The 21,362-nt window shown below is 35.3% G+C and carries 28 protein-coding genes and 1 pseudogene; 16 read left to right on the top strand and 13 right to left on the bottom strand.

Going from position 1 to position 21,362, the window contains the following annotated elements:
* Positions 1 to 11: 11 nt before the first annotated feature.
* Genes CAO17_RS09600 through mobB form a run of 5 tightly spaced genes read left to right on the top strand, consistent with a single transcriptional unit; the run spans position 12 to position 3,550 of the window.
* On the top strand, positions 12 to 1,022 hold the full coding sequence (locus tag CAO17_RS09600) for a MoeB/ThiF family adenylyltransferase (RefSeq protein WP_085992601.1): 1,011 nt from the start codon (positions 12 to 14) through the stop codon (positions 1,020 to 1,022).
* Between the two features lie 12 nt (positions 1,023 to 1,034).
* Positions 1,035 to 2,345, top strand: coding sequence for a molybdopterin molybdotransferase MoeA (locus CAO17_RS09595; RefSeq protein WP_143833742.1), 1,311 nt, complete (start codon positions 1,035 to 1,037; stop codon positions 2,343 to 2,345).
* Positions 2,335 to 2,811, top strand: coding sequence for a molybdenum cofactor biosynthesis protein MoaE (locus CAO17_RS09590; RefSeq protein WP_085992600.1), 477 nt, complete (start codon positions 2,335 to 2,337; stop codon positions 2,809 to 2,811). Before CAO17_RS09595 ends, CAO17_RS09590 begins: the two co-directional genes overlap by 11 nt.
* On the top strand, positions 2,808 to 3,041 hold the full coding sequence (moaD, locus tag CAO17_RS09585) for a molybdopterin converting factor subunit 1 (RefSeq protein ID WP_085992599.1): 234 nt from the start codon (positions 2,808 to 2,810) through the stop codon (positions 3,039 to 3,041). Before CAO17_RS09590 ends, moaD begins: the two co-directional genes overlap by 4 nt.
* 5 nt (positions 3,042 to 3,046) lie before the next feature.
* A complete protein-coding gene (gene mobB / locus CAO17_RS09580; protein ID WP_085992598.1) occupies positions 3,047 to 3,550 on the top strand; it encodes a molybdopterin-guanine dinucleotide biosynthesis protein B in 504 nt (167 codons plus the stop codon).
* Between the two features lie 147 nt (positions 3,551 to 3,697).
* Here mobB and CAO17_RS09575 read toward each other — a convergent pair whose 3' ends face one another.
* Positions 3,698 to 4,420 carry a Crp/Fnr family transcriptional regulator gene (locus tag CAO17_RS09575; RefSeq protein WP_085992597.1) on the bottom strand — a complete coding sequence of 241 codons (723 nt, stop codon included), beginning with the start codon at positions 4,418 to 4,420 and terminating at the stop codon, positions 3,698 to 3,700.
* A 135-nt stretch (positions 4,421 to 4,555) separates the two neighbouring features.
* On the opposite strand from CAO17_RS09575, the gene CAO17_RS09570 reads away from it, so the two are divergent.
* The 4 genes from CAO17_RS09570 (at position 4,556) to modB (ending at position 7,359) form a co-directional block, all read left to right on the top strand.
* Entirely contained in the window at positions 4,556 to 5,143 is a 588-nt protein-coding gene (locus CAO17_RS09570) for a molybdenum cofactor guanylyltransferase (protein WP_179151925.1), read from the top strand.
* Positions 5,144 to 5,382: 239 nt separating this feature from the next.
* A complete protein-coding gene (locus CAO17_RS09565; RefSeq protein WP_085992595.1) occupies positions 5,383 to 5,898 on the top strand; it encodes a MogA/MoaB family molybdenum cofactor biosynthesis protein in 516 nt (171 codons plus the stop codon).
* 15 nt (positions 5,899 to 5,913) lie between these two features.
* Positions 5,914 to 6,687 carry a molybdate ABC transporter substrate-binding protein gene (gene modA / locus CAO17_RS20715; RefSeq protein ID WP_143833741.1) on the top strand — a complete coding sequence of 258 codons (774 nt, stop codon included), beginning with the start codon at positions 5,914 to 5,916 and terminating at the stop codon, positions 6,685 to 6,687.
* A gap of 12 nt (positions 6,688 to 6,699) precedes the next feature.
* Positions 6,700 to 7,359, top strand: coding sequence for a molybdate ABC transporter permease subunit (gene modB, locus CAO17_RS20710; RefSeq protein ID WP_143833740.1), 660 nt, complete (start codon positions 6,700 to 6,702; stop codon positions 7,357 to 7,359).
* Between the two features lie 279 nt (positions 7,360 to 7,638).
* On the opposite strand, the gene moaC is transcribed toward modB, so the two are convergent.
* The 4 genes and pseudogenes from moaC to CAO17_RS09540 form a co-directional block, all read right to left on the bottom strand.
* A complete protein-coding gene (moaC, locus tag CAO17_RS09555; RefSeq protein ID WP_085992594.1) occupies positions 7,639 to 8,124 on the bottom strand; it encodes a cyclic pyranopterin monophosphate synthase MoaC in 486 nt (161 codons plus the stop codon).
* A 293-nt stretch (positions 8,125 to 8,417) separates the two neighbouring features.
* Positions 8,418 to 8,501, bottom strand: a pseudogene (locus CAO17_RS22105) (YjcZ family sporulation protein); the annotation flags it as partial.
* Between the two features lie 108 nt (positions 8,502 to 8,609).
* Positions 8,610 to 8,711, bottom strand: a complete 102-nt coding sequence (locus CAO17_RS09545; protein ID WP_085992592.1) for a YjcZ family sporulation protein — start codon at positions 8,709 to 8,711, stop codon at positions 8,610 to 8,612.
* A gap of 91 nt (positions 8,712 to 8,802) precedes the next feature.
* The gene (locus CAO17_RS09540; RefSeq protein WP_085992591.1) at positions 8,803 to 9,609 is read right to left on the bottom strand and encodes a DUF2268 domain-containing putative Zn-dependent protease; all 807 of its coding nucleotides are present in this window, start codon (positions 9,607 to 9,609) and stop codon (positions 8,803 to 8,805) included.
* Positions 9,610 to 9,887: 278 nt separating this feature from the next.
* Between CAO17_RS09540 and CAO17_RS09535 the strand changes: the two genes are divergently transcribed.
* The 5 genes from CAO17_RS09535 (at position 9,888) to CAO17_RS21885 (ending at position 12,775) form a co-directional block, all read left to right on the top strand.
* Positions 9,888 to 10,322: a hypothetical protein gene (locus CAO17_RS09535; RefSeq protein WP_085992590.1), complete on the top strand. Its 435-nt coding sequence runs from the start codon at positions 9,888 to 9,890 to the stop codon at positions 10,320 to 10,322.
* 37 nt (positions 10,323 to 10,359) lie between these two features.
* A complete protein-coding gene (locus CAO17_RS09530) occupies positions 10,360 to 11,082 on the top strand; it encodes a hypothetical protein (RefSeq protein WP_085992589.1) in 723 nt (240 codons plus the stop codon).
* Positions 11,083 to 11,237: 155 nt separating this feature from the next.
* Positions 11,238 to 11,894: a DUF2642 domain-containing protein gene (locus tag CAO17_RS09525; RefSeq protein WP_085992588.1), complete on the top strand. Its 657-nt coding sequence runs from the start codon at positions 11,238 to 11,240 to the stop codon at positions 11,892 to 11,894.
* A gap of 143 nt (positions 11,895 to 12,037) precedes the next feature.
* Positions 12,038 to 12,397 carry a DUF1360 domain-containing protein gene (locus CAO17_RS09520; RefSeq protein WP_085992587.1) on the top strand — a complete coding sequence of 120 codons (360 nt, stop codon included), beginning with the start codon at positions 12,038 to 12,040 and terminating at the stop codon, positions 12,395 to 12,397.
* A 246-nt stretch (positions 12,398 to 12,643) separates the two neighbouring features.
* Complete coding sequence (locus CAO17_RS21885; RefSeq protein ID WP_281252932.1) at positions 12,644 to 12,775, top strand: hypothetical protein; 132 nt, start codon at positions 12,644 to 12,646, stop codon at positions 12,773 to 12,775.
* Positions 12,776 to 12,877: 102 nt separating this feature from the next.
* On the opposite strand, the gene CAO17_RS09515 is transcribed toward CAO17_RS21885, so the two are convergent.
* Positions 12,878 to 14,164 (bottom strand): S8 family peptidase, encoded by a 1,287-nt coding sequence (locus tag CAO17_RS09515; protein ID WP_085992586.1) that lies wholly within the window; start codon positions 14,162 to 14,164, stop codon positions 12,878 to 12,880.
* A gap of 368 nt (positions 14,165 to 14,532) precedes the next feature.
* On the opposite strand from CAO17_RS09515, the gene CAO17_RS09510 reads away from it, so the two are divergent.
* Positions 14,533 to 14,748, top strand: coding sequence for a hypothetical protein (locus tag CAO17_RS09510; RefSeq protein WP_085994449.1), 216 nt, complete (start codon positions 14,533 to 14,535; stop codon positions 14,746 to 14,748).
* Positions 14,749 to 14,897: 149 nt separating this feature from the next.
* Here the strand turns inward: CAO17_RS09510 and qoxD are convergent, their stop codons facing one another.
* The 6 genes from qoxD to CAO17_RS09480 all read right to left on the bottom strand — a co-directional run bounded on the left by qoxD (position 14,898) and on the right by CAO17_RS09480 (position 20,012).
* Entirely contained in the window at positions 14,898 to 15,185 is a 288-nt protein-coding gene (gene qoxD, locus CAO17_RS09505) for a cytochrome aa3 quinol oxidase subunit IV (RefSeq protein ID WP_085992585.1), read from the bottom strand.
* A gap of 1 nt (position 15,186) precedes the next feature.
* Complete coding sequence (qoxC, locus tag CAO17_RS09500) at positions 15,187 to 15,783, bottom strand: cytochrome aa3 quinol oxidase subunit III (protein ID WP_085992584.1); 597 nt, start codon at positions 15,781 to 15,783, stop codon at positions 15,187 to 15,189.
* Positions 15,780 to 17,729, bottom strand: coding sequence for a cytochrome aa3 quinol oxidase subunit I (gene qoxB / locus CAO17_RS09495; RefSeq protein WP_085992583.1), 1,950 nt, complete (start codon positions 17,727 to 17,729; stop codon positions 15,780 to 15,782). The genes qoxC and qoxB overlap by 4 nt, the downstream gene beginning before the upstream one ends.
* Before the next feature lie 62 nt (positions 17,730 to 17,791).
* Positions 17,792 to 18,715 carry a cytochrome aa3 quinol oxidase subunit II gene (gene qoxA, locus CAO17_RS09490; RefSeq protein ID WP_085992582.1) on the bottom strand — a complete coding sequence of 308 codons (924 nt, stop codon included), beginning with the start codon at positions 18,713 to 18,715 and terminating at the stop codon, positions 17,792 to 17,794.
* A 387-nt stretch (positions 18,716 to 19,102) separates the two neighbouring features.
* Positions 19,103 to 19,396 carry a hypothetical protein gene (locus tag CAO17_RS09485; protein WP_085992581.1) on the bottom strand — a complete coding sequence of 98 codons (294 nt, stop codon included), beginning with the start codon at positions 19,394 to 19,396 and terminating at the stop codon, positions 19,103 to 19,105.
* Between the two features lie 205 nt (positions 19,397 to 19,601).
* Positions 19,602 to 20,012, bottom strand: coding sequence for a DUF3887 domain-containing protein (locus tag CAO17_RS09480; RefSeq protein WP_179151924.1), 411 nt, complete (start codon positions 20,010 to 20,012; stop codon positions 19,602 to 19,604).
* A 4-nt stretch (positions 20,013 to 20,016) separates the two neighbouring features.
* Here CAO17_RS09480 and CAO17_RS21375 point away from each other — a divergent pair, with 4 nt between their 5' ends.
* A complete protein-coding gene (locus CAO17_RS21375) occupies positions 20,017 to 20,154 on the top strand; it encodes a hypothetical protein (RefSeq protein ID WP_218775552.1) in 138 nt (45 codons plus the stop codon).
* A 40-nt stretch (positions 20,155 to 20,194) separates the two neighbouring features.
* Here the strand turns inward: CAO17_RS21375 and dpsA are convergent, their stop codons facing one another.
* Entirely contained in the window at positions 20,195 to 21,073 is an 879-nt protein-coding gene (dpsA, locus tag CAO17_RS09475) for a dipicolinate synthase subunit DpsA (protein WP_085992579.1), read from the bottom strand.
* Between the last annotated feature and the right edge of the window lie 289 nt (positions 21,074 to 21,362).

Raw genomic sequence — 21,362 nt, 5'->3', positions numbered from 1 at the left:
GGAGAAGGAAAATGAGTGAAAGGTATTCGCGTCAAGCGTTATTCAAACCTATTGGAGAGAACGGTCAAAAGAAACTATTAAATAAACATGTTTTGATTATTGGTTGTGGTGCATTAGGATCTGCTAACGCTGAAAATTTAGTCCGCTCTGGTGTAGGTGAACTAACGATTGTTGATCGTGATTATGTCGAACTTAGCAATTTACAGCGCCAACAATTGTATACAGAGGAGGATGTTCGCCATCAGCTTCCTAAAGCTGTAGCAGCTAAAAAAAGATTGTTAGAAATCAATTCAGAAGTTATGATACATGCACATGTTTTAGATGTTACTCCGGATTCCTTACTACCCTTACTTAAAGGAATAGATATGGTAATCGATTCGACGGATAATTTTGAAACTCGTTTTATCCTGAATGATCTGTTACAGAGGGAGGAACTACCATGGGTTTTCGGATCTTGTGTTGGAAGTACAGGTATGAGTTTTACGATTTTACCGAATGAAACACCCTGTCTTCAATGTTTATTAAATTCTATTCCTGTATCTGGAGCTACATGTGACTCTGTTGGAATTATCTCCCCAGCCGTTCAAATGGTAGTAGCCCATCAAACAACAGAGGTCATAAAGTTACTTGTAGGGGATAAAAAAGCATTACGTAGTAAATTAGTAACTTTTGATTTATGGAATAATCATTATCATATGATGAATGTAGCACGAGCAAAAAAACAAGAATGTCCAACTTGTGGAAAAAATCCAAGTTATCCGAATCTGCAATATGAATCAAGTACGAAAACCGACATTTTATGTGGAAGAAATACCGTTCAAATTAGAAAACCGCAAAAACCAAATTTAGATGAATTAGCAAATCGACTAAGGAATATTGCTCCTATTAAATATAATGAGTTTTTATTATCGATAGAGTATAAATCATATCGTCTTGTATTTTTTCAGGATGGAAGAACATTGGTTCATGGGACAGATTCAATAGAGAAAGCAAAATCTATTTATAACCAATTAGCAGGATGAGGGTGAAAAAGTGTGGTAGAAAGACGAAAACCTATAAAAGTAAACGAAGCTATTAAACGGATTATGATATACCAACATGAAGGAAGCAAGGAATACACACCAATTGAGCAAAGCTATGGACGTTTTCTTGGTGAGGATTTATTAGCTGACCATCATGTGCCACCATTTGATCGATCCCCATATGATGGATTCGCTTTACGAGCACAAGATACGAAAGAAGCTTCAACTAGAAATCCAATTGAATTAGAGGTTATCGGTGAAATTGGGGCAGGAAGTGTATTTGAAGGAGAAGTTGGCCCCATGCAGGCTGTACGGATTATGACAGGTGCTCAAATACCTGATGGTTGTGACGCTGTTGTTATGTTTGAAGTTGTAAAGGAATTTGTTAATAATGATCATCCAATGATTCAAATTAGGCGTCCATTACAGGTGGGAGATAATATTTCTTTTACCGGTGAGGATACCAAAAAAGGAACAACACTTGTTTCAAAAGGTACTTTTGTTAACCCAGGCGTGGTTGCATTATTAGCAACATTTGGTTATAAAAAGGTACCTGTCAGCAAAAAGCCGAAAATAGGAATCATTGCAACGGGAAGTGAGTTATTAGATTTAGATGAACCAATGGTGCCGGGAAAAATAAGAAATAGTAATGCTTACATGGTTTTTTCGCAAGTCATTCGAGCAGGCGGAGAGCCGATCTACTATGGTCAATTTAGTGATGAGTTTGATACTTGCTTTAAACAGGTAAATGACGCACTAGAAGAGGTGGACATCCTTATTACAACTGGTGGTGTTTCCGTAGGGGATTATGATTATCTTCCTGCTATTTATGAGAAACTAGGTGCAAATGTTTTATTTAATAAGATTATGATGAGGCCTGGTAGTGTAACGACAGTTGCAGAAATGGACGGAAAATTACTATTTGGTCTTTCAGGGAATCCTTCTGCCTGCTACGTAGGATTTGAACTGTATACAAGACCTATTATTCGAACCTTCTTACATTCAGAAAATGCTTTTTCTAAGAAGGAAGTAGCATTGCTTGGTGCGGATTTTAAAAAGGCAAATCCTTTTGATCGCTTTGTTCGTGGAAAGTTATCCTATGACAAAGGAACACTAATGGCTACCCCAGTAGGGCTTGATAAATCGAATGTTGTATCCTCTTTAGCAGATGCCAATGTCTTGATTATTTTACCTGGTGGTACAAGAGGCTATGAAAAGGGGATGGAGGTTGAAGTTATGCTGTTGGAAGATCAGGAAGGGACAAACCTAGAAGCTTTCATGTTGACAGATAATGTAAGAAGGAGAAATCGTAATGAAGAATGACTCCCTGTTTGAAATTACAAATAAACCTATCCAAGTTGAAGCATTAGTGAAAAAAGTTGAACGAAGAGAAGCAGGTGCAATTACAACCTTTATCGGCACTGTTCGAGAATGGACAAAAGGGAAGCGAACCATTTATTTAGAATATCAAGCATATATACCAATGGCAGTAAAAATGTTAGCAAAAATTGGAGAAGAAGTTGAAATAAAATGGCCGAATACAAAAGTTGCCATTACCCATCGAGTCGGTCGATTAGACATCTCTGATATTGCTGTTGTTATAGCTGTTTCATCTCCACATCGTAAGGCAGCCTATGAAGCAAATGAATATGCCATTGAACGAATCAAGCAGATGGTACCAATTTGGAAAAAGGAACATTGGGAAGATGGTGAAACATGGATTGGGGATCAATTAGAAAATGTTTCCTACCCAGATGGAAAACCAGATAAAAAGGATGTGAAAATATGATTCATATATTACTTTTTGCCTCTTTGCAAGAAAAGGTTGGCAAGGATCGGGTTGATATTGAATTGGACCAGATATCTGTGACAGACTTAAAAAATTCGTTAAAAGAACGTTATCCTTTAACAGAGATAGATCAAGTGATGGTAGCAATAAATGAGGAATATGCAATCGACACAGATATCGTTCGTGCTGGTGATACGGTTGCGTTTATTCCACCTGTAAGTGGTGGTTAAGAGGAATGCAAATTATCCAAATTGTTGGGTATAAGAATAGCGGGAAAACAACCCTTGCAACGAAAGTAATAGAGACTTTATCCAAACAAGGGAAGAATGTAGCTTCATTAAAACATCATGGTCATGGTGGTGTACCAACCGGATTAGAAAACACGGATAGCATGAAACACAAACAATCAGGAGCTGTAGTAGCTGGAGTAGAAGGTGATGGAGTACTACAGCTAGTTAAGCAAACATGGACTATAAAAGAAATGATAGCATGTTATAAGTGGATGAATATAGAAACTATAGTAATGGAAGGTTTTAAAAATGAGCCTTTTCCAAAGGTTGTATTGATTAATAGAAAAGAAGAATTGAACCTATTGAAAGAAGTTGAAAATATTCAGGCTGTTATCCTTCCGTTTGAATGGAGAGATTTACATTTACCTTATCCTACTTTTTGTCATTCGGAATATAACGTTTTTTGTGCATGGTTAATGGACCATTTAGAACTGGGATTTCACATCTAAAAAGAGGCTGGGACATAGCTAAAGTATTTAACACAAAAGACGAACAACGCACTATTTTTCGGAGCAGTTTTTATCCACCAATCGCGTTCGGCTTTTGCCTAGAGAAAATACTTTTGTCCCAGTCTCATGCTTTCAGATAAGATAGTTCTAATTTATATTACATACTTCAATAGGGCAGTTTTCACATCCGATTTCTTGACGTAAATAGTCCATGTTCAGGATTTTAATTCTTCCGGACTTATCCATTTTTATAACACCTAATCTTCTAAGTTCAACCAGCATTCGATTAACGCTTTCCCTTGAAGCTGCAAAGAATTTGGCTAGTTCTTGATTCGTTAAAACGAGGTCTATTAGTATTCCATCATTCTGTTTAATACCATAGCTGTTTGATAAGCGGATAAGCGTGGAATATAGAGCACCTTTTTTTCCATTCAGCATTAAATCTCTAATCTTCGTTTGGAATTTACGCATATGATTACTGGTCCATTTCATAAATTCAAATGTAAGAAAATTATTCGTTATTAATGTTTTTTCTAATAAATCTTTTTCAATAACCAATACTTCTCCAGACTCTAGAACTTTAGAGCTTAGTAAATATTTTGGATTATTACTAAATAGGGTTAATTCACCAATTATATCTTTATCTTTACAAATCCTAAGGATCATTTCCTTACCGTCTGTCGTTAATTTGGAGACCTGTACTAATCCTGACTTAATTATATATATTTCATGGGCATCTGTTCCTTCGTGAAACAAATAAGAATCCTTATCCATTGTTTTAACGGTACCTATTGAGTCCATTAATGCTCTAAGTTCTGAGGAGATAATTTTATCCTGTGTGCGCGTTTTTAATAATAAACTTGTTTGCATATCAATAACCCTCCTCTATGATTGCAAAACATTTTGCTATAATTATATTTTAACATTGGATGGAATGGATTCGGTGACTAGCTAGTTACGAATTTGTGAATTTTGTTCAAACTATATATGAATGAGTGTGATGTTATGAAAGATGAATTTGTAGGTGTCGTTCTTGCAGGTGGCAAGTCGAGAAGATTTGGTTCACCCAAATCTTTTGCTATAAGAAATGGAAAGGCTTTTTATGAATATTCAATCGATGCGTTATGTCCAGAAGTAGAATCCCTTCTCGTCGTAACTAATCCGCAGATTTCGAGAAGATTTTTTCATGAACATCGTAATTTTGCTATAATAAATGATATAAAGGAGTTTAGGGGTCAAGGGCCACTTGCAGGTATATATACAGCAATGCAGACTTTAAAAAGTGAATGGTATATTGTTATCCCAACAGATGTACCATTTATGGAATCTAGAATTATCGCAATTATTAAGGGCCATGTGGACGAAAATTTCGATGCTGTCATTCCGGAATCCGGAGGTAAGGTTCAGCCACTTATTGGGATTTATCGCCACACAGTAAAGGATGTTATTCAGAAACAATTAAAACAAGGTAATAGGGCTGTTTCTGGAATTTTAAATGAATGTCGTGTGAAGTATATATCCATAGAGGAAGAATATCCTTTTTATAATATAAATCGCCAAGAAGACTATGCTAAATGGATATCATCGGAATAAAGTGAAACTTCACTCATTCCCATTGATTGTTAGATGAACGAACCAGGAGTTTATAGGAGCCGACCATCATTTATAATTCTTGAGGTATCTTGAATTCTTCTCGTTAAGGGTCTTAGTTAATCACGTAATAAAAACAAAGGAGCTATTATGCATGTGAAAGAAAATGTGTAGTAGCTTGTGTTATGGGGTCTTATCGCTATGGAAATACAACAGCTAAAAATAAGAAAGGAGTGTTTGACATGCTATCAAAGCACCGTAAAGAAGCTAAGGCAAATGTAAGATGTGCGGTATTAACTGTTAGTGATACAAGAATGAAAGAAACAGATAAAAGTGGAAAAAGAATAATGGACTTATTAATAGAAAATGACCACCAGGTACCTCTTTATCGAATTGTACCAGATGACAAGGAACAAATACGCATGATTGTGGAAAAGGCAATGTATAGTGATAAACTAGAAGCGGTCATTATTAATGGTGGGACGGGCATTGCTTATCGTGATGTAACGATAGAGTCAGTTGAGCCTTTATTTGATAAGCATCTTCCGGGCTTTGGGGAATTATTCCGGTTTCTTAGTTTTCAATATGATATTGGGACAGCAAGCATCCTATCACGTGCAACATGTGGTGTAGCAAATAATTGCCTGATATTTTCTATTCCAGGATCCACGGGTGCAGTAACGTTAGCGATGGAGAAACTAATCCTACCTGAAATTGGACATATGGTAAAAGAAATTCATAAGGATGTACAGCAATAGTCAGGATGAATAATCATGAAAAAATTTTTCTTTATTTTTATTTGTAGCATACTTGTTCTTTTAGTAGGGTGCACGTCTACCAAAGCAACGGATGAAAAAATGGAGCTAAGGATTTCTGCAGCGTCTAGCATGACAGAAAGTCTATTAGAATTAAAAGATATTTTCGAGATAGAAAATCCTTCCATACATATTACTTTTAATTTTGGTGGTTCTGGTTCATTGAGAAGGCAAATTGAGCAAGGTGCTCCAATAGATATGTTTTTTTCAGCTTCCAAGATAGATTACGATAAATTAGAACAACAGGGTCATGTTCGAAAGGGCACTGCAATTCTGGAAAATAGTCTTGTACTCATAACCTCTAAAGAGAACAACGTGAAATCATTGGATGAGTTTTTGGGAAATACATCAGGAACGTTAGCAATGGGAACAGTGGATGCAGTACCTGCTGGAACATACTCAAAGGAATTATTAAAAAGTTTAGAAGTATGGAATTTTCTAGAAGACCGAATTGTTTTTACGAAGGATGTAAGTCAAGTGTTAACTTTAGTTAATCAATCCGCAGCTGATATTGGCATTGTTTATGCAAGCGATGTCTTGGGAGAAAACGAGATTTCGGTATTAGAAACATATCCGTCAGACTTGCATTCTCCTATTGAATATTATGTTGCGGTGATAAAGAATGAAAATCAAAAAGATAAATTGGCAGCAATGAAGAAATTTTACCAATTTATATTAAGCGATACAGCCGGAGAAGTTTTTGAACGCAATGGGTTCCAAGCGATGAAGTAGGTGAATTTGAATATGCAATGGTCCTGGTATCCCGTCCAATTATCCTTTTATGTTGCCACTGTGGCTACGATATGGACGTTTATTCTCGCCATTCTTGCAGCATTTTGGATGACAAAGAAGCATAGGAAGGGTAAAGCTATTATTGAAACCATATTTTTTCTTCCTCTTGTTCTACCACCAACGGTCATTGGATTTTTATTAATTATTATTTTTGGGAGAAATAGTTGGGTTGGACAAGCTATTGAAAGCATAACAGGAAATAGTCTTTTATTTACGACAACCGCTGCAGTTATCGCAGCTGCGGTAGTTGCATTTCCGCTTATGTATCAGTCAATTAAGACAGGTTTTTTATCTGTTGATTCTAATATTATTGGTGCTGCTCAGGTAGATGGAGCAACAGAATGGGTCATTTTGTGGAAGATAGTAATTCCCTTATCCTTCCGTTCTATCTTAACAGGTGTTGTACTTGGATTTACACGTGGATTTGGAGAATTTGGTGCAACACTAATGTTTGCAGGGAATATTCCAGGGAAAACGCAAACCATTCCAACAGCAATATATCTCGCTATTGAAACAGGAGCAACCAATATTGCATGGTATTATGTATGGATTAGCATCAGCTTCTCTTTTCTATTGTTATTCATTATCAATCGTATTCGTGGGGACACCTGATATGTTTTACGGGATTGCATAAGAGAAAAATGAGCTGGGACAAAATTATTTTTTCAACGCAGAACCAGAACATGATTGGTGCTAAAAGCCGTCCCGGAAATATACTTTTGCGTACCTTAGTGTGACTTACCTAGATTTCTCATCCATGTAGGGCTAAGAATGCTTCGACACAGAAGCATCTACGTGAGAAAAAGCGAGTGCATTTTCTACGTGTATTTCGTTATGCAATTCATTGTTCGTCACTTGAGTAAGATACTTTGGTTATGTCCCAGCCTTGAACTATTCTCTTTTAAAATCACCGCTTTTACCACCACTTTTTTCTAGGAGGTAGGTCTCTCCAATGACCATCCCTTTGTCAACAGCTTTGCACATATCATAAACGGTTAATGCAGCTACTGATGCCGCCGTTAAGGCTTCCATTTCTACACCGGTACTACCTTTAGTCTTCACTTCTGACACTATAATGAGTTCATACATATGGTTTTCTTTTGATTGCCAGTTAAATGTTAGATCTACTCCGCTGATGGGGATGGGGTGACACATCGGAATCAGTGTAGATGTTTGTTTTGCTGCCATGATTCCTGCAACCTGAGCGACGGATAAAACATCACCTTTTTTATTTTTTTGTAGAGTGATATTTTCATATACATCCTGATTCAGTTGAATACTGGACCTTGCAATTGCTTTTCTAGATGATTCTTTCTTATTCGTAATATCAACCATTTTTGCTCGGCCATGCTCATTAAAATGTGTAAAATCAGTCAAATCTGTCACCTATCTTTATATTAGTTTACATTCTTTCGGAATAAGTGTAACGAAAATGTTGATAAATTTCAATTTTAGTATGATGAATAAAATTTCTTTTTAAGATTATGTCATTGTGGAAAATAGTACGTTGTTTTTTCCTGGAGAGCGGAAACAAACAAAATACCGCTGGCTTAATTACCAGCGGTCTATATAAGGAAAGGGAGTCCTCGCTTTGTAGGATTTTACTAGTAGAGTGTAAGTTAATGATAGTGTCTTTATATTTAGTGTAAGAGATGTTTAGTTAGATTATTTTACAGCCAAGCTGCTCCTACAATAATTAGTAGGATAAATAGTACAACGATTAACGCAAAACCGTTTCCAGCTCCGTATCCTCCACCGTAACCATAACCATGATTGAATCCACCGTGTCCATATCCGCATCCACAACTCATAATATTTATTCCTCCTTTAACAAACTTTAATGATTCTTTTAAATTTATTATTTAGTAACCAACGTATGCCGAACCTACAATGATTAAAAGGATAAATAGCACAACGATTAAAGCAAACCCGCTACCATATCCTTCATTAAATTTTTCACCCATTCAAACATCACCTCCAAGTGATTTACACAATTACTATATGTTATAGGTGTTTGCTTGACATGGGCATTTCCCCAAATTCCTGTGATTTGGGCTAATAATTCCTATCTTCATCTTTAATCTCCAATGTTTTAGCAATTGTTTTGGAGTCAATGGATAGTAGATTTTTTATGGAATCATTGCTCTCTTCTAAATATATATTTACAAGATAATAACCAACAGAATATCCTAGCATACGAGGATAAAAGTTAAGGCCATATAAAAGTTCATGATGCTTTCTTGTGTGAATAGCTAGTTCCTTATGGGGAAGAATATACTTTCTCCAAAACGTTCGTAATTGCTGCTCAGAATAATATGTGGTCCAGGGTGCAAGATATGTTTTATTAAATGATTGTTGAACAGCATTTTCTGCTAACCCCTCTAAAATAATTGTATCCAACAAGGTAAAATTCTCTTCTTTTACAGGAGAATGTAATAGTCTACAAACATGATTGTATTCATGTGTAAATAATGCTCTTAGCTCGCTCATTGTATTTTCTTCTGAAAGAAAAAGAAATAACTTATCTTTAAAGGCGAGTCCTGATTTTCCATTATATTCGTTTTTCAGTCTCCGGCTCGTTCTATCTGATGGGAGTATGAAAATCGGGATATCTGGTCCATTCCACTTATCCATAAGGTACAAATGTTCCTTTTTAATATTTTGATAGATTTTCATATTTTGTAGATAGTCTATAAAATTCTCATCATTTTTTAATGGGTATCTGTACATACCATGCTGGATTAGATGGTGGAAAATTTCTTCGGGAGATATGCCATTAAAATAACCATGCAATTTCTTACATAAAGCCTTTGGATCATCATAAAAATCAGCTATCCACTTATCTGTTTGAATGATACTCAAATTCATCCCCCTTGTAGTTTATTAACACCTGTGTTTTTTATTGTTTCTTCCTATTCATATTTATGTCTTTGCCTATGAAAGGTGTCGGGTTAATTATTTTAATAGTTTAAGAAGGCTAATCAATAAGAAAGTCCTTAAAATGGTGGAGGTTTCTAGTGATAGGCCTTCTAATCATTATAGGGAAATCGGGCATTTGCATAGTGCGACGTCCTTATAGGATGCATATACATACAGGGAAAACGCATAGAAATTTTTTTAGAAAAGGAGACGAATGAGCGATGGAAAAAACGATGATATTTAAGGCTTTAAGAGATAAAGTTGTCCAAGTCAATCGTGGCGGTTCCGAATCTAAGGTTGGAAAATTGGTTGCTGTAAAAGATGACTATATTGCCCTGTTAACAAAGGATGATGGGGTAGTTTATTATCAAACAAAGCATATTAAAAGTATTACAGAAAACGTAAAGCACAATTATAACTTAGATGTAAAAGTATTGGATTCAGCCGAGTACCTTCCTGAAAATTTTATGAAATTGTTAGAGACGTGCAAGTATGATTGGATTCAAATTAATCGTGGTGGTAATGAGAAAGTAGACGGGATTGTAAATGAAGTAGATGACGGGATATTAACTATTGTAGATAACAAGGAAGTTGTTCGAATTTTCATTAAGCATATCAAAAATGTTTCTATTGGTGAGATGAGTACAAAGGATTAATCAAGTCCTTTACTGATTAATAGAGGGGGTAAAAGTTTTGAAAGAGTACTACAAAGAGATGAATCACTTCAAGGGATTTGAAGTGAAAGTCACTTATCCCGATGTCAATATGGATAAAATAAAGGGGTTATTTTTAGAAAATAACCATGATCATATTGTATTAAAAGATGAAGATGAATTCATTCACTATATTAAACATGATAAAATTAGGGGATTAACGAGAAGTACCAAAGACATTGCAGCGGAAGATGTTTCTGATATTGCATATACAGATCGTTATGATTTTATAAGTTTATTGGAAGCATACGAAAACAACTGGGTAAAGATAACAAGAGAAGGAGTTAAAACGATTCAAGGATTTATTAGTAAAGTTAATTCCTCAAGTATTTTATTTATTATGAAGGATGAAATTTCACTTATTCCGTTATCCCAAATTTCCTATTTATCTAGTAATAAAGTAATGGAAGGTAAAAAAGGTAAGAGTGGTAGAGAAGAAAAACATTGCGATACTAACAAGGTAAGAAAAGACACCACTAAGTTCGGTAAAAAGGAAGAGAAACACACTCATTCTGATAATGGAAAGATAGATAAAAAGCATAGTGATAAACACAAAGAAGAACAAAAGAAAGCAGACCATTGTTTAAGTTCTTTCAAGATGATAAATAAATATGAAAATAAACACGATGGTAACCATTCAACTTCGAAGAAAAAAGTAGTTTACAGAAGTTCAGCAGCAAGAAGAAAACATCGATACAGATAGACATTCACCGTTTTTTCAAAATTGAAGAAAAGGGGGGATATAATATGCCCCCGTTTAACTTCTTCAGGTTTAGTACTAATTATTTTAGCAGGGATTCACTATGAAACGAAACGGTAATTCTGGTGCGGATTACTGTTTAAGGAGGGATTATACTAATGAATCTGCTCAATAGTTATATCCAAAAGCAAATAGAAGTAAAGCTTTCAGGAAAAAAACGTCATTTTGGACTTTTGCTTGAACAGGGTTCAGATGTCATTGTGATTTATAATGGTGAAGATTATGTTTATATACCATATATGCATATCCAAAAAATAAAAAATGCCGATGGTGAAGACATTAGAATGAATAAAGAAGATGAGATTCAAATTACGGATCATCTCTCCATTCGTAAAGTTCTAACCACATCCAAAGGAATTTTCGCTGAAATTTCCGTAACTGATACGGAAACAATTCATGGTTATGTTACCAGCATCTTAAATGATTACTTCGTTTTTTATTCTCCTGTATACAAAACAATGTTTATTCCCTTCAAACATCTTAAATGGCTCATTCCATACCATAGACACCAGACTCCATATGCATTAGAAAGAGAAAAGTTTCCAGTAAAGCCATCTAATATTACACTAGCAAGAACTTTGGCGATACAATTAGAAAAATTGAAAGGTCAAATTATTGTTTTAGATCTAGGGTTAGCTACAGATAAAATAGGACAATTAAAAAGGATTTCTGATAACTATTTAGAGTTAGCTACAGCAAGGGAGGACCCGGTATTAATCAATTTACACCATATTAAATCGGTCCATTTTCAGTAAGAAGTCCAGGGTTGGAGAGCAATCCCATCTCCATCACGGATTTCTTATTTTTATGGGCATTTATCATAAACGAATTTATACTAATGCCATAGAATAGGGTAGGTATTCTTTATCATATTGATTTTCAAGTAGGAGATGCAAATATGTTCACAACAGGATTGGGTTTTTTATTATTTGTTTTAGCTGCATTTCGACTTACAAGACTCTTTGTGTTTGATAAAATAACAGCATTTATTAGAGCGCCATTCCACGAGGAAATGGAAGAATCAGAACCTGATGGAAGTGTAGTAACATATATCCAGATCAAAGGGACTGGTTTAAGGTATTGGATAGGGGAACTACTGAGCTGTTATTGGTGTTCAGGGATTTGGTGTTCAGGGTTACTCATTGGTTTGTATTATATATGGCCAGAAGGTACGGAGGTACTTATTTCTATTCTTGCCATAGCTGGCGCTGCCGGAATTATTGAGACTTTAGTTGGCAGGTTAATGAATGGAGCATAAGAAGAGGAGGAATTGTATTACTATGAACGAACAAAAAAGATATACAAAGGTGAAGCGTCCTAGTAGAAGAAGAGTGAAAAAAGCAGGATGTGGATGTGGAAAAAGACGCAGAAACAAGTAATGGTTCAATCAGTGGGAGATGAAAGAAAACCCCACTGATTGAAGGTTCACTTTAAGTGGGAATGAACAGGGGAAGGTTGGTAATACTATTGATGAAAGGGAACTCTAATATCTGGAGGTTTTGAAATGGGAAAAGATCAAAAGGAACAGTCGATGAAGGCATTTTCAAGTGATATCCTAAGAGGAAAGCCATATTTAGATATTGATCGTGTCATCCCAGAAGGAAAATCAAAGAATAATAATAGGACGGCAAAGTAGAAAAATGCTCAGAACAGTATCTGAGCATTTTAAAATTATAGAAATACAAAATCTTCAGTGTTACTTTTATTAGTACTTTATAGGGCGGTTCAGCGTTAGTATTTAATCCGAAATGAGAAGACTAGCATCTAGATAACCATTTCCTTGGGAAGTAGGTGGTTGTCCCATATGGATACTAGCTTCTATAAGCTTTGTTTTTACATCATCTGGAGAAAGATTTGGATTTTGCTGAAGTAGCTGTGCTACTACACCAGCACAAATCGGAGTTGCCATAGAGGTACCGGATAAAGAGATATAGTTTGTATCAACTCGTGCCCCTTTATTGGTTTTGTCTATAAAGGAGTTAGGGGATCTTAATGAAGTAATATTTACTCCGGGAGTGATTAAGTCAGGTTTTATAAGACCATCTATAGTTGGACCACGACTTGAAAAGTTAGCTACACTATCATCTGAACGGTCAATTGAATCATTATCATTTGCAGCACCAACAGTTATGACCTTTTGGCTAATTCCGGGACTAGCTATGGTACCTTCTGTAGGACCGGAGTTACCTGCTGCCACGACAACGGTAATCCCCATATCCCAGGCAGTTTCAACAGCTGCTACAACGGGATCATCAGCAGCAGATTCGACAGCATCTGAACCTAGCGAAAGGGAAAGGATATCAATATCAAGTAGGGATTTATTTTCTATACACCAATTAATTCCTGCTATAACAGTGGATAAAGAGCCTGAACCCATTTTATCTAAAACTTTGACACCAATTAAATTTGCTTCCGGTGCTGGTCCTTGATACTCACCACCAGACATTGCGCCGTTACCAGCTGCATCCCCAGCACAGTGTGTACCGTGTCCATTGTCATCGTATGGTGCAGAGCGATTATTGATAAAGTCTTGAAAGGCAACAATTCTGCCCTGTATATCTTCGTGAGGGTGAATACCTGTGTCAATAATTGCAATATTAACATCTTTTCCTGTTAAACCTGTCTGTTTAAGTTGATCTGCTCGTATGGCTGGAGAAGCAACATCCAGCAATGCGGTTACATTTCGATCATAATATATTTTCTTAATTGTATTATGATTATTTAATAGCTGCTCAATACTCTCTACCGACATTTTAGCGGAACAACTAGATAAACTTGAGAACTCATGAAGCTCCTTACATCTTGTACGTTTTACATCATTTAGTCCCATATCATAGCAACCATCTTCAAATTCAATTAAGACTGGTAGTTTTTTCGTCTTTTTCCGAATACGTTCAAGAGGACTGTGAAGAAAACAAGGAATGGTTTTAAAAGGTCGGTAAAATTGTACAAACTGATGACGAAGCTCTTTATCAAGCTTATGTCCGTTTTTTCTGACCAATTGAATCATAGAAAAACTTAGCATTTGAAAACATTCCTTTCTAATATTCTTTCTTTTAAGCTACGAAAGAATATTAAAAACGAATGTGTCACTCGTATAGAAAATAGAAAAAAAGGCTACTATATTAGATTAATAATCTAGTTTTAAGGGAGGGAGATGGTTTAATTTCGAGGTGGTACGTTGTCTTGTAAACTGGAGAGCAAAATGAAAATAACAATATCGCAAATCCGTGCTTTGAAATAAAAAATTGACGGTACTAATCATAAATGAACGTCATAAAATAAAGAGAGATATTTGTCAATGGATAATTAACATTTTTTGTAAAATGTTTAAATTTATTTGACAAAAGTGTGAACAAAAGGAATAATATAAGAAAAGGGGGATTGATGGAAATGTTTACTAATCCACAAATTTTAAATGTAACAAAGTTTGTTTGTGTACCATTACTTGCGTTAGGAACATTCTTATTCTTGTACGGTTTTGTAAACGGTTTCTATAATGTGCTTGGAATTGGTTATGGGACCATTATGGGCGGTGTATTCATATTCATTATGGGGCTATTTTTAGTGGCAACAGAAGAAGTGCTAAAACGAAGGAAAGATGGATAATGTGATGGTATTAGCTGAAATTAATAAAAACTGACCATCATCGGTATTCATCGACGGATGGTCAGTTTTATTGTGATAGGGGTAAGAAAGTTTTAATGACTTGGAAATATTCCAATCATACGTTATCATACAGTCGCTTACGCTTTTGATTAAAACATATATCCCCAAACCATTGCTAATAATGATCCAAAGACGGTAAATAAAGCAATGAGCACTCCATAAATTGTACTTAGATAAATAGAACCTTTATCTTTCGTTTCACCAGCATGCATGAATAAGACGAATTGTACAGTTGCTTGTATAAAGGCTGTTACAAGCAGAATGGTCATCCCTACTTGATAGGACATATCCATGAAATAAACACTCAATGCAATGACAGTAAGTAGTAGTGAGAAGATAAATCCATTTACCTGTTTCATCGGAAATAATTCTTTCATTTTACATCAGTCCTTTCAAATAGATGAAGCTAAAGATGAAAATCCAAATAACATCTAGAAAGTGCCAATATAATGAGAAAATAAAGGATTTATTAGCTGTTTCTGGAGTTAATCCACGCTTTTTAATTTGCATGATGATGAATATACCCCAGAACAAACCGAATGTTACGTGAGCACCATGTGTTCCTAAAGTAGTAAGTAGTATAGCTGTAAACGCACTAGTCTGTAGGGTCGCTCCAACATGGTAATAATGAACAAACTCGTATATTTCAATACCAAGGAATCCTAAACCCAATAGAAGCGTTATACCTAAAAAGGCAAGCATAGCTTTTGTACGATTAATTCGCATGGCATGAACGGCAAGACCGATGGTAAAACTACTTGTTAAAAGGATAATGGTCTCAAATAAAACAGGAGTTATTTCAAAAATTTCGCCCCCAGATGGTCCATTACCCACACGATTTTCATAAACGAAGTAAGTGGTAAATAACGTTGCGAAAAGCATAATTTCGGCACCTAAGAATATCCAAAAACCAAGGATATTCATACGGTTTTGTTCAGTGCTATATTCTAGAGGTAACGAGTGATCTATCTTCATTGTTTAGCACCTCCAAATTTCTCTTCTGTCTCTTTTATTTCCTTGACTGGTATGTGATGTCCGTCATCCTTCTCAAAAGTACGGTAAATCATACAACCAAAGATACCTATTGCAGAGAGGATTACACCAGGCCAGATAAAGAATACAAATGAAAATCCAAATAGGAAGAAGAAACCAGCCATAATTATTGGCATACCACTATTATTAGGCATGTGAATTTCTTTTAACTCATTACTAAACAGCTGATGACCGTTCTTTTTGTAATCCCAGAAAGCTTGAAATGAATCAACTTGCGGTGTAATCGCATAATTATATTCGGGAACTGGGTTATGTGTTGCCCATTCTAAAGAACGTGCATTCCAAGGATCATCTCCTACATTTCTTGGAGCATATCGGAAACTATAGTATACGTTATAGACAATTAGGACAAAGCTGATTGCCATCAGACCAGCACCAATAAATGATACCATGTTTAATGGACCAAATCCTGTTGCTTCAGAGTATGTGTACATTCGGCGTGCTTGTCCGTCTAAACCAGTAATATACATAGGTAAGAATGCCAAGCAGAAACCTATAACAAGATTCCAGAATGCCCATTTTCCTATTCTTTCATTTAACATAAATCCGAACATTTTCGGCCACCAATATGTGAGCCCTGCCAACATTGCAAATACAACACCAGGAATAATAACATTATGGAAGTGTGCAACAAGGAACATTGTATTATGATATTGGTAGTCCGCACTTGCCATTCCAAGCATAACCCCAGTTACTCCACCTATTGTAAAGAGTGGTATAAAGGCAATGGAGTAAAGCATTGGTACGGTAAACACAATTTTCCCTTTCCACATGGTTAATAGCCAGTTAAAAATTTTAATCCCTGTTGGAATGGCAATCGCCATAGTTGTAACAGAGAAAACACTGTTTGTAAAAGCATTTTGCCCCATTGTAAAGAAATGGTGCAACCATACTGTAAATGATAGTAGGGATATAATAACCATTGATCCCACCATAGATTTATACCCATATAAATTACGTCGTGAGAAAGTGGCAAAAATCTCACTATAAATACCGAAAGCCGGTAATATTAATATATACACTTCTGGGTGTCCCCAAACCCAAAATAGGTTGGCCCACATCATGTCCATACCACCGTTAACGGATGTAAAGAAATTAGTACCAAACTGGCGGTCGAATGTCCCCATTAATAATGCAATGGTTAGAACAGGAAAGGCAAAAACGATAATTGCATTCGTTATTAAGGCGGACCAAGTAAACATTGGCATTTTCATTAACTTCATGCCAGGTGCTCGCATCTTAAATATAGTTACAATAAAGTTAATACCGGTCATCAATGTACCAAGACCAGAAATCTGTAAGGCCCAATTATAGTAGTTAACTCCAACAGAAGTGCTAAAGTCGGTACTCGCTAGCGGGTAATAGTTGGTCCATCCTGCATCAGGTGAACCACCGATAACAAATGAAACGTTAAACAGCATTGCTCCCGCAAAGTACAACCAGAAACTTATTGCATTTAATCGTGGGAACGCTACGTCACGTGCACCAATTTGAAGTGGTACTACAAAGTTCATCATTCCAATAATAAATGCCATTGCCATAAAGATAATCATGACAACCCCATGTGTTGTAAATACTTCATTATAGTGTTGGGCATCTAGGAATGTATTTTCCGGTACCGCGGTTTGTAAGCGCATCATAACAGCATCCGCACCACCACGGAAAAGCATTAATATAGCTGAAATAATATACATAATTCCAATACGTTTATGGTCAACAGTGGTTAACCATTCACGCCATAAGTATCCCCATTTTTTGAAATACGTTATACCTACAATAATCGCGATAAGTGTTAAGCCAATCGCAACCATTGATGCATAAATCAATGGACTTGGATGAGGGACGGCGAATCTTTCAAAAAACTCCATGTTTGAGACTCCTTTCGAGAATCTTATAATTTGTTCGTTCTAGTTGGTATCAAACCCGAAAATTATTTATGTTGTTCATGGTTAGCATGTTCTGATGAATCGTTATTTGAATGTGCCTCAGAATCAGATTTATTTTCATCTCCATGATTATGTCCAGCGTGTTCCCCTTCGGGCGCTGGTGAGAAATCTAAATGTGTTCCAGTATAAGTTAATTGTCCAAGATGTCCAGGCTCTAGTAGTTTATTAAACTTGTTTTCTGTTAATTCATCGGCTGTACTGTGGATTTCATCAACCCATTTATTAAACTCGTCTTGTGATAATGCCGTTACATTAAAAGTGTTTTCAGCAAAACCTTCTCCACTGAAGTTTGCGTTACGGCCTAAATATTCACCTTCTGCTTCTGCGGCAAGATGAATCTTCGTCACCATATCAGCCATAGCATATTTTTGCCCTGCTAACTGTGGTATCCAAAAACTTGTAATCGGACCGAAAGAGTAAAGTCTAAATTCGATGGAACGGTTTGTTGGAATGAACACATAGTTTACTGTTTCAATATCTTGTTCTGGGTAACTAAAATGCCATTTCCAGTTGGAAGATGAAGCGTAAATGACTAATGGCTCTTGATCCTCATATCCATCAGGTACCGATTCTACTTCATATACGGATTTAACAGATACAATAGAAAGGAAAATGATGATTAGAACTGGAATACCGACAATTATTCCCTCCACAATTGGATTACCTTCTATATGTGGTGGTTCATAATCCTCACTTTGCTTTGAAGCGCGATATTTAATTAACATAATTACTAATAGGACAAAAACAACAATTACAATAACTGCCATCGTAATGATGGATATCCAAATAACATTTGCTGTTGTTTCGGCTTGAGGTCCTTTTGGATCTAAAACTAGTAATGGTTCGCATCCTATTAACACTGTGGATATAGTGAAAAACAGTGTTAATAAAAGCCATTTAAATTTCATGTGGTTACCCCTTTCTTGAGTTGTTTTATTTATTGAATTGTTTATGAAATGCTTGTAAAGCCTGCTCTGTTTATACTATTATCCTATTTATTAAAAGACAATGCCTTGAGAAATTCTTCACAAAAAGTTCAATAAGGTTTGTATTTTTTTTGTACTATCTTGAATCGCCGTCATTTATATTTCATTTGGTTTTTTAGATATTAGATAAGGTAAAAAAATAGCAGGTAATATGGAGATGGATTAAGGGGAGTATAGTAAAATATTAATAATAGCTGGGGTAAATAGGTTTCAAATACAGATAGACACGGTATGAAATTCATACCGTGTCATATGAGAAAAATATTATGTTTCTGATAGATTTTAAATATATATTGCTTCAAGTCTTGGCTAGTTGGTAATTCTTTTTAAAATAGTGTACTGTATAGGAATAATTCCACTCGGTATATGTAATTCGTGTAACATGTAGTCTTTTCCATCAATACTAAATGTACGATTTCCCCTGTACTGAACATTTCTACCTTGGTTTTCCAATTTAATTTGAACTGCTTTTATATATTCTTCTGTATCAACATAATGTTTGTTTAATTCTACCGTGATGCTCTTCTTATTATTTCCAAATATCCAGTTTATCCATAAAAATGTGAAACAAAGTGAGAAAATAAGTAAAAATAAAAGTATCATTATTTTTTCCTTTCAGCCCTTTGCTTTCAAAAATTATTGTTAAGACTATGGTGATTAGGAAAGAATGGAGCGTATTTTTTTAACAATTATAACAGGAAGAAAAGTTTATTGGAAATAGTTTCTGAATAGACAGTAAATTATAGTTGATTTTGTTGCTCTCACTAATAAAAGAGGGTGCTAAAATGCATCCCTCTATTTGTGAAAATTAATTGTATGTAAAACCGGTAATTTTCTCGTTTTGATTAATGGTGAATTCAAACGTAACGTTTCCATTTTCGAATTCACCATTCATTAAAATAGTATCCTCATTAGCTTTCTGCTCATATGAATCCAATTCTTTCCCTACAAAGGATCCATATTCTTGCTCCATCGAATTCCATATCTCTTCGAGTTCAGAAGGAGGTAATTCTTCTCTCAAAGATTCATCAAGGTATTCTATTGCTTTATCAAATTGACCCTCAGAAGAAAACATGATGAATTCATCGGTAAATATCACATTAGCTTCTGTTTCAGCCGATTCTTGGAATTCATCTTCCTGTTCTTCGCCTGCAGTACATGCAGTATTAATCAGTAGAACCGTGATAGAAGCTAATACAAATATGATATTTTTTTTCATTATGATGACCTCCATTTTTATTGATTTAGGTTTTACGGATTTTCTTTTGATATCTTTTATCATTGTTACCTACTATAAACAGAATTACACTTTTATTTCCAATCGCTTAAAACTAAAACTGGATACGAAAAAAGAAGAGTAGCGCTCCAGCGATCATAGAGCGTTACTCCTTTTACATTGCCTTATTCGTTATTTTCTAATATCTCTAATAGAACCGTACCGATAATTTCCCCAGCAGTTTTAGGTGCAGTTTTTCCTGGTAAACCAAGTGCATGTATTGCTTTTATACCCTGTTGACTAGCATATTCAAAATCGGTACCGCCTGGTTTGGAAGCAAGGTCAATAATCAGGGAAGATGATTTCATTTTATCAATTACCTCTGAGTCTATTATTTGATATGGAATCGTATTTATGCAGATATCCATTTGAGAGATAATCTTATTTAGATTGTCAGTTGGAATGGATTTTAACCCCATTTCACTAATACGTGCAAAATGTTCAGGCTTTCTTGCAGAAACTGTAACATTTGCCCCAAGCGAAGCAAAGTTTCGCGCAATCGTTAGTCCAACCCTTCCAAACCCTAAAATGATAACGTTAGAACCGTGTATGGTTACATCGGTTTCCTCAATGGCTAGTTGTAATGTTGCTTCAGATGTTGGAATAGAATTATATATAGCAATATCATCTCGGGTAAATAAACGTACTAATTTACGATTTGTAGTATTGGCTATATTCTGTAAGTAGTCATTGGCTATGCCAGTATAAATAACACAATGTTGAGGTGTTTTTTTAAGCATTTCTTCAGAAAGTTTGACCGTTTTATCCGTATATACGGCTTCTATGTTGCCTTCTAAATCTGTACCGGCAACCGGTAATAAAATAGCATCCATTTTACTAAAATCAATTTCTTCAATTTCACAATGATTAACATGGGAATCTTCAAATGAAAGTTGGTTAAATCCTGTTAAAAATACGCTTATATTACTGCTAGCTAACTTTTTAATAACTTCGACGTAACGATTGTCTCCACCCATAACAAGTATTTTAAAATTCTCTTTCAAAAAAACGCCACCTTTCTTTTTATCACGTGATGAAATGGCTGTTAAACCCTCACTTCAAGAATTCAAGATATTTCGATAAATAGAAATGGGGCAAATAGCCAGTAAACTCCTGATTCATCATCTAACAATCAGTGGGGCTATAGAGGAAATCCTCTCTCTGATTGAAGATTCACTGTATCTATACAATGGAAAATAATAATTTTACTATAATCATAGATTATTATAGGAGTTAACGCCAATAATCATTGTATAAAATTTTACTTAGTCCTATTCCTTTTTAAATAAAATA

The organism is Oceanobacillus senegalensis (assembly GCF_900176885.1).
GTDB classification, from domain to species: domain Bacteria; phylum Bacillota; class Bacilli; order Bacillales; family Amphibacillaceae; genus Oceanobacillus; species Oceanobacillus senegalensis.
The sequence above is the reverse complement of the archived record's forward strand: the minus strand, read 5'-3'. Positions and strand labels throughout refer to the sequence as shown.